This is a genomic window from Moraxella sp. ZY210820, assembly GCF_030674635.1.
GTDB lineage: Bacteria > Pseudomonadota > Gammaproteobacteria > Pseudomonadales > Moraxellaceae > Acinetobacter.
Genome location: NZ_CP089978.1, coordinates 1735914 through 1748652 on the forward strand (window position 1 = coordinate 1735914; position 12739 = coordinate 1748652).

10 protein-coding genes and 1 pseudogene are annotated in these 12739 nt (G+C 35.4%); 9 read left to right on the plus strand and 2 right to left on the minus strand.

The features are described 5' to 3' along the window. Window positions 1-75: 75 nt before the first annotated feature. Window positions 76-1941, minus strand: coding sequence for a tRNA uridine-5-carboxymethylaminomethyl(34) synthesis enzyme MnmG (gene mnmG, locus LU301_RS08605; RefSeq protein WP_305269815.1), 1866 nt, complete (start codon window positions 1939-1941; stop codon window positions 76-78). Window positions 1942-2268: 327 nt separating this feature from the next. Here mnmG and LU301_RS08610 point away from each other — a divergent pair, with 327 nt between their 5' ends. The 9 genes and pseudogenes from LU301_RS08610 (at window position 2269) to LU301_RS08650 (ending at window position 12454) form a co-directional block, all read left to right on the plus strand. After that, entirely contained in the window at window positions 2269-3033 is a 765-nt protein-coding gene (locus tag LU301_RS08610; RefSeq protein ID WP_305269818.1) for a DUF481 domain-containing protein, read from the plus strand. Between the two features lie 102 nt (window positions 3034-3135). Continuing rightward, on the plus strand, window positions 3136-3975 hold the full coding sequence (locus LU301_RS08615; protein WP_305269820.1) for a glycosyltransferase family 2 protein: 840 nt from the start codon (window positions 3136-3138) through the stop codon (window positions 3973-3975). A gap of 147 nt (window positions 3976-4122) precedes the next feature. Further along, complete coding sequence (gene rodA / locus LU301_RS08620; protein WP_305269822.1) at window positions 4123-5268, plus strand: rod shape-determining protein RodA; 1146 nt, start codon at window positions 4123-4125, stop codon at window positions 5266-5268. 518 nt (window positions 5269-5786) lie between these two features. Continuing rightward, window positions 5787-6167 (plus strand): annotated as a pseudogene (locus LU301_RS12085) (septal ring lytic transglycosylase RlpA family protein); the annotation flags it as partial. Window positions 6168-6351: 184 nt separating this feature from the next. After that, complete coding sequence (locus tag LU301_RS08630) at window positions 6352-8565, plus strand: primosomal protein N' (RefSeq protein ID WP_305269825.1); 2214 nt, start codon at window positions 6352-6354, stop codon at window positions 8563-8565. Window positions 8566-8636: 71 nt separating this feature from the next. Beyond that, window positions 8637-9092, plus strand: a complete 456-nt coding sequence (gene dut / locus LU301_RS08635) for a dUTP diphosphatase (protein ID WP_305274040.1) — start codon at window positions 8637-8639, stop codon at window positions 9090-9092. A 28-nt stretch (window positions 9093-9120) separates the two neighbouring features. Then, the gene (locus tag LU301_RS08640) at window positions 9121-10599 is read left to right on the plus strand and encodes a phosphomannomutase/phosphoglucomutase (protein WP_305269827.1); all 1479 of its coding nucleotides are present in this window, start codon (window positions 9121-9123) and stop codon (window positions 10597-10599) included. Between the two features lie 38 nt (window positions 10600-10637). Continuing rightward, window positions 10638-11543, plus strand: a complete 906-nt coding sequence (argB, locus tag LU301_RS08645) for an acetylglutamate kinase (protein ID WP_305269829.1) — start codon at window positions 10638-10640, stop codon at window positions 11541-11543. 137 nt (window positions 11544-11680) lie between these two features. Then, window positions 11681-12454, plus strand: coding sequence for a Nif3-like dinuclear metal center hexameric protein (locus LU301_RS08650; protein ID WP_305269831.1), 774 nt, complete (start codon window positions 11681-11683; stop codon window positions 12452-12454). Window positions 12455-12509: 55 nt separating this feature from the next. On the opposite strand, the gene LU301_RS08655 is transcribed toward LU301_RS08650, so the two are convergent. After that, a complete protein-coding gene (locus LU301_RS08655; RefSeq protein WP_305269833.1) occupies window positions 12510-12731 on the minus strand; it encodes a hypothetical protein in 222 nt (73 codons plus the stop codon). Between the last annotated feature and the right edge of the window lie 8 nt (window positions 12732-12739).

Consider the following 12739-nt stretch of genomic DNA (forward strand, 5'->3'; position numbering starts at 1 on the left):
AGTTATTTTTAGCTCTTGAATATTCAATCTTCAAAATAAAAGCAGGATAACTTCATCTATCCTACTTTTTTCTGATTATTTCTTCGCTTTACGAATACTAATCATCAACAACTGCACGGCAGCAGGTGTAACCCCTTGAATACGACTTGCTTGAGCCAAAGTATCAGGACGAACAGTTTTTAACTTTTGCGTAATTTCACGAGATAAACCAGACACGCCATCATAATCAAAATCGTTTGGAATTTTGGTTTCTTGTAAACGTTTGAGCTGTGCTACATCTTCATGCTGACGGTTGATATAGCCTTCGTATTTCACCGCAATTTCAATTTGTTCACCAACTTGCTCACTCACTTCTGAACCTGTTAATTCAGCAATTTGACCGAAATGGATATTTGGGCGTTTTAATAAATCAATTGCACTACATTCTTTACTTAAATCGGCTCCAGTCATTTCAACAAATTTTTTGCCCATTGGATTATTCGGAGCTGCCCACAAATGTTGCAAACGTGCAGTTTCTGTTTCGATAGCTTCCATTTTTTCACAATAGGCTTGCCAACGCACATCATCAACCAAGCCTAATTCTCGACCAATTGGGGTTAAACGCTGGTCAGCATTATCTTCACGTAACATCAAACGATATTCAGCACGAGACGTAAACATTCGATATGGCTCTTTTGTACCCAACGTAATTAGGTCATCAACCAACACCCCCAAATAGGCTTGGTCACGTTGTGGTGTCCATTGTTCCTGTTCCCACGCACGGCGAGCCGCATTTAAGCCTGCTAATAAACCTTGAGCCCCAGCTTCTTCATAGCCTGTCGTTCCATTAATTTGTCCTGCAAAATACAAGTTGTTTATCGCTTTGGTTTCTAAGGTATATTTTAATGCTTGTGGATCAAAATAATCGTATTCAATCGCATAGCCCGGGCGTAAAATATGTGCATTTTCCATACCACGAATTGAACGTACAAGATTAAATTGCACATCAAATGGTAATGACGTTGAAATTCCATTTGGATAAAGTTCGTGCGTGTCTAAGCCCTCTGGCTCTAAAAATACTTGATGTGATTCTTTATCGGCAAAACGATGAATTTTATCTTCAATCGATGGACAATAACGAGGACCAACACCTTCAATCACACCTGTATACATTGGTGAACGATCTAAACCACCACGAATAATATCATGAGTTTTTTCATTGGTATGCGTGATATAACAATTCACTTGCTCTGGGTGCATAGATGCATCACCCAAAAATGACATCACTGGTGATGGAAAATCCCCAGGTTGTGGTGTCATGACTGAAAAATCTACCGTGCGTGCGTCAATGCGTGGTGGTGTGCCTGTTTTTAGACGTCCCACAGGCAATTTTAATTCACGTAAACGATGAGCCAATGCAATCGATGGTGGGTCTCCTGCACGTCCACCACTGGCATTTTGTAAACCAATATGAATGACACCACCTAAAAATGTTCCAGTCGTCAATACGACTGTTTTACAATCAAAACGCACGCCCATTTGGGTAATCACGCCTTTAACGGTATCGCCTTCAACGATTAAATCATCAGCAGGTTGTTGAAAAATATCTAAATTCGCTTGATTTTCAAGTGTATGTCGAATCGCTGCTTTATAACGCACACGGTCAGCTTGAGCTCGAGTTGCACGCACCGCCGCTCCCTTACGAGAGTTTAAAATACGAAATTGAATCCCACCTTTATCGGCAGCCAACGCCATTGCACCACCCAACGCATCAATTTCACGCACCAAATGCGATTTACCAATACCGCCAATCGCTGGGTTACAACTCATCTGCCCCAAAGTTTCAATATTATGGGTTAAAAGTAAGGTTTGTCGCCCCATACGAGCGGCTGCTAATGCTGCTTCTGTACCTGCGTGTCCGCCACCAATCACGATGACATCATAATGTTTTGGATAGTGCATAATCTTCTTTTTCAAAATAAAAATTCGCTTTATTATAACAAAACTCTGACAAAACATCATGTTAAATCATGAAATTAATCACATGGCTCTCCTTATATTTTATCAATTCTGTATTATTTGCGTATTTTTGCTTTGTTTTGTATTGTTTTGTGATATAATTCAAACAATTATTTACTATTATACATCTATTTATTTTAGGATATATGTATAATTAATTCGATTTCTACAATATATTGCATGGTTGCTATCCCATTACAATTAAACATTAAATTGTACAGGTCAATAGAATCCATCATTATATTTAATCAACTTTATCAAGGCTTTATGATGAAAAAAATTACCCTTTTAGCTTGTCTTGTAACAGCAGTAAGTGGTACTGCTTATGCAGAAGCTCCAACACGTTTAGCAACAGGTAGCATTTCAGTTGATGCAAACAAACCATACCGTTTAGAAGCTGATGTTGGTTATTCTCGTACCACAACTAAAAATGAAGCATCAAAAAGCACTAAGGACAACTTAGCTGCTCACGTTTTATTCCAACGCCAAGTGGGTGTATGGGGACAAGAAGTTCGTGCTTCTGCAATTTCTTCACACGATGACAAATCAACCGACAACACTGAACAATACTATTTATCTGGCAAATTATTACACCGTAGTTCAAATACTGTTTATCAATTTGCTCAATTAACAGGCGAAAAAGATTCTAGCAGTGCATTTGATTATCAAGCTGCAGCTCTTGCTGGTATTGGTTTTGATATTATCAAAACTCAACAACAGTCTTTAACTGCTGAAGTTGGTGCTGGTGTACGCCATAGTAAAGATCGTTTTGCACCTAAAGATACACATAATGAAGCGATTGGTTCTGTTGCAGCATTCTATGAATATCAAATCAATCCAATGGTTCGTTTTAACCAAGATTTAGGTTATGAATTTGGCGATAAATCACGTACTTTACGCTCACGTACTGCTTTAAGTGCTGATTTAACTAAGAATTTCGCTGCTGTTGCAAGCTATAACTTAAAAGATGTTCGTGCTGATGCAGGTGATTCTCGTACATCTTTAACATCTTTTGGTGTACGTTATAAATACTAATCGTTTCTAATAGAAACCATCAGATAAAAAGTCCATAATGTCTTGCATTATGGGCTTTTTCATGACAATATACTTTCACATTCCTATGAAAAATCAAATACGATGACAACTATATTACCTACTTTAGATGTGATTATTCCCTGTTACAATGCCAGTTCAACTATTGAACGTGCAATAATAAGTGTATTACCACAGAATACTGTACAACATCTTTATATCGTCAATGATGGTTCAACCGATGATACTTGGCAAGTTTTACAACAATTACAAGCAAAATATCAATCACAATATCCTCATAAAATCATTCTACTCAATATGCCATACAACAATGGTGTAGCGACCGCTCGCAATTGGGGAGCTTTACACAGTCAAGCAGATTTGATTGCTTTTTTAGATGCTGATGATGCTTATCAAAGCAATGCTTTAAGTCCAATACCAACTATTTTTCAATATCTGCCTACCCTAAGTGTTCTAAAACTTAGACTGATTCCTATTGATTTAGCCGATAAATATTCTCAGCATTCTGATTTTCATAACGTATGGAATGTTTTACAAAATATCGGAGCTGGTAATTCTATCTTTAGACGTAGTTTATTTTTAGCTTGTGGTGGATTTCCACAACATGAATTATTTAAAAAATTTGGCGGTGAAGATGCGTGTTTAAGTCATGCTTTAGAACGTAGTACTATGGTGGGTTCTCTATTTGCACCACAACATATGGGGGTACTCAATTACTGTCGAACAGGTATGCACGCTGAACGTCTCTTAAATGCATATTTATTCAATGTCCACGATCAACGTTTAACACAACATGAATTTGACCTTGCCGAGCAACTCACACAAAATATTGTAAATCAACTTAATCAGCTTAAACCAATTTTAAATTACAATGAACAAGTAGGCAGACGGGAAATTTTAATTGAATATGCTCCCAATGAATAATAAAAACATAGTTATATCAATAATATAGATTATTTTATTTATAGTATTGATAATTTTGTAGAAAAGTGTCATTTTCACTCTTTTTACGATACATTCTATGATAAAATAGTCAGCATTTTTATATATTTTATTCACTACAAATTTGTTATGTCATTACCTAATCAGCAATACAAATTTTTACGCCAAGCTCCTAGAGATGGTATGAGTACCATTCATAAAATTTCTACTTGGGATAGATTACATATTGACCCATGGCTAACTTTTTTTCTCATACTCAATGCTTGTTTAGGACTTTTGGTGCTTTATAGTGCATCAGGTGAAGAAGTAGCACGTGTCATCAAACAAGGAATTAGTTTCATCATTGGTTTTGTGGTCATGTTTACCCTTGCACAAATTCCACCTAAAATTTATCAAGCTTTTTCACCTTATTTTTATATTATGGGTTTGCTATCACTATTAGCAGTTATGCTCTTTGGTGAGGTGCGTATGGGTGCCCAACGTTGGATTGACATCCCCGGATTTGGCAGTGTGCAACCCAGTGAATTTATGAAAATCGGTATGCCAATGATGATTGCATGGTATATGTCTCGGCATCCTTTACCGCCATCATTAAAACATGTCATGATTGCTTTAGCTTTGATTTTTGTACCTTTTTTACTGATTGCAGAACAACCCGACTTAGGTACATCATTATTAGTGCTGATTAGTGGCGTGTTTATTTTGTTTCTAAGCGGTTTATCATGGACATTGATTTTTAGTGCTATTGCTTGTGTCACAGCAATTATTCCTATTGCATGGAATTTTTTGTTGCATGATTATCAACGTCGCCGTGTTGAAACCTTGTTTAACCCTGAAGCAGATAAATTAGGCGATGGTTGGAATATTACTCAATCTAAAACAGCTATTGGTTCAGGTGGATTTTCAGGTAAAGGTTATTTAGAAGGCACACAGTCTCATTTAAATTTCTTACCTGAAGCTCATACTGATTTTATTATTGCCGCTTATTCAGAAGAATTTGGCTTTGTAGGTGTTTTAATTTTAAGTGGAATTTATTTAGCCATTATTTTCCGTATATTTCAAATTGGGCTACAGAGTTTCCATAATTATGGGCGTTTAGTCGCAGGTGCTTATGGGCTTTCATTCTTTATCTATGTATTTGTCAATGCTGGTATGGTGGGAGGAATTTTACCTGTAGTAGGTGTTCCCTTACCTTTTATGAGTTATGGTGGAACAGCAATCATTACTTTAATGGCAACTTTTGGTATTGTGATGTCCATTCATACCCATCGCTAAACCATTTAATACACCATCATCAACTATCATCATGGTGTATTAAATGTGATAAATATCACATAAAAACAAATCTAGTTTACAGTATAACTCTGATAAAATTATGAATAAAAGGTTAATAATTAATCAAAAAAACCTATAAAAAGTACAAGATTTGCTATTTTTACTAGACAATAAATTAATTATTGATTAAACTAGTTTGATATTAATGCAAAAAATCAAATAAAGAAAGTGAACAATATCACATTTTGATATTGTTATGCTCAAGTAGCCACTTTTTTTAGGAGTAAAATATGCGATTTTCATTAAAATATATTGTTTCCAGTTTAGTGGTATTTACAACAATTCCTGCTTATGCAGAAATTGCACCACAAAGCACAGTAACACAAACTACTGAAGAACAAAGTTTAGTATCTCGTGTGATGAGTAAAAACTCACCGAGTTTTAATACCAACTTAAATCAATTAAGTAGCTTAACTGTGACTAAAACTACTGGCGACAAAGTGATTAGTGAAACAGTAAAGGCAAAGATTGATTTGCCAGAAGAAAAAAGTGTTGTAGAAAAATTAAATACTGTTGCTTCTACTGCTGTACGTAAATTTAGCCAAACAGGTGTAGCTTCTTGGTATGGTCGCCAATTTCATGGTCGTAAGACAGCAAGTGGTGAAACTTTCGATATGAATGCTTTAACAGCAGCACATCGTACTTTACCATTAAACTGTTATGTTCGTGTAACCAATGAAAAAAATGGTAAAAGTGTAGTAGTAAAAATCAATGACCGTGGTCCATTTCATGGTAATCGTGTCTTAGATTTATCTTATGGTGCAGCTAAAAAATTAGGTATTGTTGATGCAGGTAGTGCTAAAGTGCGTATTGAGCGTGTTGATGGTCCACAATCATAATACATAATAGATGATATACAATAATAAATAAAAATCACCAGTTTATGATGGTATTACGACTCCTAGGTAATACCATCTTTTTTATGTATAACTTGAGATTAATAAAAAATCTTGCATCATAATGATTGCTTTTTTAGACATAATTACCTATTATCATCTTAATACTTATGCTCAAAAGTGTTCTATGACCACTCAAACAATCCACCGTGTACGTGTTGCAGTACCTTCACCATTATATCAAAGTTTTGATTATCAAATTAAAGCTGATGATTTTACTCGTGCTCAAATTGGTGCAAGAGTAATAGTTCCATTTGGCTCACAACAATTAATTGCTATTATCACAGATAAATTTAGCCCTAATGATGTTATAGAAACCACATTTAAACTTAAACCTATTATTCAACTATTAGATGAACATAATATTTTTGGTCATGAGGTTTTTAATCTATTACAATGGGTTGCTCAATATTATCAATATCCTTTAGGGGAAACTTTTCACATCGGTTTACCTGCCCTACTGCGACAAGGTAAACCTGCTGATATTATTTGGCATCATTGGCGAGCATTAGCACCAGAACAATTTACCGCAAAATTAACAGATAAACAGCAACAAGCCTATCAGATTGTCAATTTACATCAACATGGCAGTAGCGAAGATATTTTAAATGCAAGTGGCGTTAGCACAGCAACTTTAAATCAATTATTAAATAAAAATGCAGTTGTTTGTAGTGTAGAACAACCAACAACATCTTCGCCATCGGTACAACTAGCTCAATTACCTTTAACACCCAATGTTGAACAACGTCATGCGATTGAACAAATTCTAGCACATCAACATCATTATCATGGTTTTTTGTTAGATGGTTTGACAGGCAGTGGTAAAACCGAAGTTTATCTACAGGTCATATATGAAGTACTTAAACAAGAGAGACAAGTTTTAGTACTCGTACCCGAAATCGGTTTAACACCACAAACTATTGCTCGTTTTCAATCACGTTTTAATACACCTATGGCGGTTTTACATTCAGGATTAAATGACTCAAAACGCCTACAAGCCTGGCAACAAGCAAAATCAGGACGTGTCTCAATTGTATTAGGTACTCGATCTGCTATTTTTACACCTTTTAAAAATTTAGGTTTAATTATTCTTGATGAAGAGCATGATTTATCTTATAAACAACAAGATAGCTTACGTTATCACGCCCGAGATGTTGCCTTATATCGTGCCTATCAACAAAATTGTCCGATTATTTTAGGGTCAGCCACACCCAGTATCGAAAGTTATTATTTAGTAGAACAACAAAAATTAAGTGTTTTACAACTCAACCAACGAGCAGGTGTGGCAAGTTTACCTCAATTGCATACCATTGATTTAACCACTCAAAAGAAAAAATATGGTCTAAGTGAGTTACTCATTGGTAAAATTAAACACACCTTAAAACAGGGTGAACAAGTATTATTATTTTTAAATCGACGTGGTTATGCACCTGTATTATTTTGTGAAAATTGTGCATGGCAAGCGGATTGCCCTCGTTGTGATGCCCATTTTACCGTGCATAATCAACCTTATCAGCATTTACGTTGCCATCATTGTAGTTTAGTTTATACCCTACCCCAACAATGCCCAAAATGTCAGTCCCATAGCTTAAAACCCTTAGGCATGGGAACGAGTCAAATGGAGCAACATTTACAAGTTTTGTTTAAAGATTATCCTATTGTACGTATAGACCGAGATAGCACACATAAGGCAGATAGTTGGGATAAATTTTATCAACAAATTCAAGAAAATAAGCCTTTGATTTTAATTGGGACACAAATGCTCTCTAAAGGTCATCATTTTCCCTATGTCACTTTGGTAGGGATTTTAGATGTTGATGCAGGCTTTTTTAGTGTTGATTTTCGTGCGTCAGAACGTACGGCACAGCAAATTATTCAAGTAGCTGGACGTGCTGGACGTATTCATAAAAAAGGTGAAGTGTATTTACAGACTTATCGTCCACAGCACCCTATGTTAGACATTTTATTAAAAGAAAATTATCGTAGTTTTGCTTTACACAGTTTGGCTGAACGCAAATCGGCACATTATCCCCCTTATAGCTATGCTGGTTTGGTACGAGCATCATCAAAAAATGAACAATATAATTTAGCGTTTTTACAACAAGCCATTACATTGTTACCTCAAAATAGTGGTTTAACCATCAATATTTTAGGTCCTACCCCTGCCCCTATGTCTAAAAAAGCAGGTTATTATCAAGCTCATATTCTATTGATGTCACTTCATCGCCGTGAGTTTCACCAACAATTAAAAACTTGGTGGCTAGATGTTGTTAAATTAAATGCAAAAAAACAATTTAGTTTAAGATTAAGTTTAGATATTGACCCGCAAGAGTTGGGGTAATAATTCATTCGCTTAAATTGTATAAATTTGCGATAATATAGTGATTGTTTTTATTATCAGGACTCAACATGATGAAACTCCAAGTTAAAATTTTAGACCCACGTTTAGGCACACAATGGGAAATGCCTAAATATGCCACCACAGGTTCAGCAGGTTTAGATTTACGTGCGTGTTTAGATGAACCGTCTATTACCATTGAAGCAGGACAAACAGTTTTAGTAAAAACTGGATTATCTATTTATATCGAAAATCCACATTATGCAGGTTTAATCCTACCACGCTCGGGGCTGGGACATAAACATGGTATTGTACTCGGTAATTTAGTCGGTTTAATTGATTCAGACTATCAAGGTGAATTAATGATTTCTGTGTGGAATCGTGGGCAAACTGCGTTTACACTTGAAGCAGGCGAACGTTTAGCACAATATGTACTCGTACCTGTGGTACAAGCTGAATTTGATATTGTTGATGAATTTGTTGCCAGCGAACGTGGTGTAGGCGGTTTTGGGCATACAGGTCAGCAATAATTCATAGATTATTATTTTGGAGCAGGCGATGACAAACAATCAACCTTATATCAACCCTAAATTATTTAGAGCTTATGATATTCGTGGTCATATTGATGATTTGACTGCTCCAAGTGTTTATGCCATTGCTCGTGCATTGGTTAATTTTTATCAACAGCAATCAGACAGTCGGCAAATCGTGATTGGCTATGATGCACGCCTTGCGAGTCCAAGTTATGCTTATTTGATAGAACGAGCCTTTCAACAAGCTGGTTTTCATAGCGTTGTAATTGGACGTTGTTCCAGTCCAATGCTGTATTTTTCTGCACAATATTTTGATGGCAATGGCATTATGGTTACCGCAAGTCATAATCCTAAACATGACAATGGTATTAAATGGATTTGTCAAGCAAAACCGCCATCACCTCAACATATTCAAGATGTTGGGAAAATGGCTGAACACTATTATCAAGCAGATATTAAATTTCCGAGTTTTAGCCAACTCAGTCAATTTAAACGACAAACACAATTTCCTAAATATTTTCAATATTATCAAGACTATATCTTAAAAGATATTGATTTAAAGCGTCCATTTAAAATCGTACTTGATGGTTTAAATGGTTCAGCAGGTCGTATCGCTGAACGTTTACTCAATACTCTCAATTGTGAAATTATTGAATTGCGTTGTGATGCGAATGGACATTTTCCTCATCATGCTCCAGACCCATCGGTCGAAGCACATTTAACATTATTAAAGCAGACGGTTATTCAACATCAAGCGGAACTTGGTATTGCCCTAGATGGTGATGGAGACCGTCTAGTCATTGTAAATGCTCAAGGTGAAATGCTAGATGCAGATAGAATGTTGTGTTTATTTACAGAGATTTGTCTTAAAAATCAAAGACATCAACAACATGAATTTGTTTATGATGTAAAATGCTCAACGCTCGTTAAGCAGACTGTTGAAAGCTATGGCGGTACAGCGACTATGATACGTACTGGCAGTAGTTTTTTGCGTAATTATTTATTGCAAGCACAAGGTAAAGCAATTTTTGCAGGTGAATTTTCAGGGCATTATGCCTTTTATGATGGGCGTGGTTTAGGCTATGATGATGCAATTTATGCAGGTTTACGTATTTTGGAATATTTATCACAACAACAGCTTGATTTAAATCAAGTGATGATACAATATCCAAAACGTATTGCCAGTGAAGATATTTATATCAGCCATAAACATTATGACATTGAAGCATTATTTACCCTATTACGCCAACAAAAGTGCTTTACTTATGCAAATATGAGTGAAATTGATGGTTTACGTTTTGATTTTCAACATAATAATTTAAATGGATTTTTTATTATCCGTGCATCAAATACGAGCGATAATTTAACTGTGCGTATTGATGCTAATTCACAACACAATTTTGACTATATTCAACAGCAACTCGCTCAATTATTGTCTAATGACTATCCAATATTAAGTCAAGCAATTATGCAAATTAAAGCTATATCTAGCCCACATCGTTAAGGTATAATATCTCCATTGACCAAAAATAGGATTCTATGATGACCATACAACAACAAACTGCTCAAGATAAAGCTAAAGTTTTAACCGAAGCATTACCTTATATTCAACGTTTTAGCGGTAAAACCTTAGTTGTTAAATATGGCGGTAATGCCATGACTGACCCTGAACTCGAAAGTTCATTTGCACGTGATATTGTGCTGATGAAAACTGTCGGCTTAAATCCAATTGTTGTACACGGTGGTGGACCACAAGTTGATGCTATGCTCCAGCAATTAGGACGTGAAAGCGACCGTATTGATGGTATGCGTGTTACTGACCCTGCTACGATGGAAGTGGTCGAAATGGTACTTGGTGGTAGTGTTAATAAATCAATTGTCAATTTGATTAATCAACATGGTGGACGTGCGATTGGTCTTACAGGTAAAGACGGCAAGCTGATTCGTGCCACAAAATTATTTCTTGAAAAACAAAGTGATACTGGCATTCAAAAAATCGATTTAGGCTTAGTAGGTGAAGTTACTCATGTACAAACTGATTTGCTTGAAATGCTATGCAATAGTGATTTTATTCCTGTGATTGCACCTTTAGGTGTCGATGAATTAGGACATACTTATAATATCAACGCGGATTTGGTGGCTGGTAAAGTGGCTGAAGCATTACAAGCTGAGAAGTTAATTTTATTAACCAATATTGCAGGTGTACTTGATGAAAATAAAAAACTTTTAACGGGTTTAACTACACAAGATGTGGATAATTTAATTGAAACAGGTGTGATTTATGGTGGTATGATTCCAAAAATAAGTTGTGCTTTAGATGCTGTAAAAAATGGTGTAAAATCAGCTCACATTGTTGATGGACGTGTACCACACGCATCATTATTGGAAATTTTTACCGATCATGGTGTAGGTACATTGATTACCAACCAAATTCATAAAAAAGCCTAATCTTAAAGCCATACTTAACTTATTGTAATTTATTGTTCCTATTAATTTTGTAAGGGTAAAAATTTTTTCGCCCTTACATAGAACTAATAAACTATAATAATTTGAATATGACATAGAATAAAATTTGAGTGAAAAATATGGCAAATTTATATGATATTATTTCATGGTGCGACCAACAATTACTCTCCCATGAATTTAAAGATTATGCACCTAACGGTTTACAAGTTGAAGGCAAAAGTGAAGTCAAAAAAATAGTAACAGCTGTAACTGCTTCACTTGATGCGATTCAACAAGCGATTGATGTAAATGCTGATGTATTGTTAGTTCATCATGGTTACTTTTGGAAAGGCGAAGAGCCAACTTTAACAGGCATGAAAGGTAAACGAATCAAACAGCTTCTACAACATGATATTTCCCTACTTGCTTATCATTTACCGCTTGATGCTCACCCTATTTATGGGAATAATCAAGCAATTGCTGATTTATTAGGTTTGAGTAATATCCGTCATTTAGATGAACATGACCGTCATCCGATTGGGCAAATTGGTGAATTAGCTAATCCCTTAACGCCTCATGAATTTCAAGAGTTACTACGCAAAAAAATTCAAGTGGAAAATACTGATACACCTATTTTACATTTACCTGCACAAAAAAAGCATATTAAAACAGTCGCTTATTGTACAGGAGCAGCTCAAGATTATATTCACAAAGCTAGTCGTATGAATTGTGATGCGTTTATTTCAGGTGAAGTGAGTGAGCGAACTTTTTATGAAGCAAAAGAATTAAACGTGCATTATTATGCTTGTGGACACCATGCTACCGAGCGTTATGGCGTACAACGTTTGGGACAAGCTATCGCACAACAATTTAATTTAGATTATGATTATATTGAATTACATAATCCTATCTAGTCACAGAATAAAAATGCTGTAATATATTGATTTACAGCATTTTTATTAGATAAAACTATTGTTTATGTTCAATTTGTTTAACTTCATGTTCCGTCTGATGGCTAATTTGTACAGGTTCATTAACTGTTTTTAATGGTTTATCCTGCTCACTTGCACGGCGTATTTTTTCTGGACGATCAGAAAAAATATATTTATATGCTACAACAAGTACACCAATCACTGCACCTACAATAAAAAGTGGTGGGAACTTTTTAGCAAATGATGATTTTTTAGACATAACTTAGC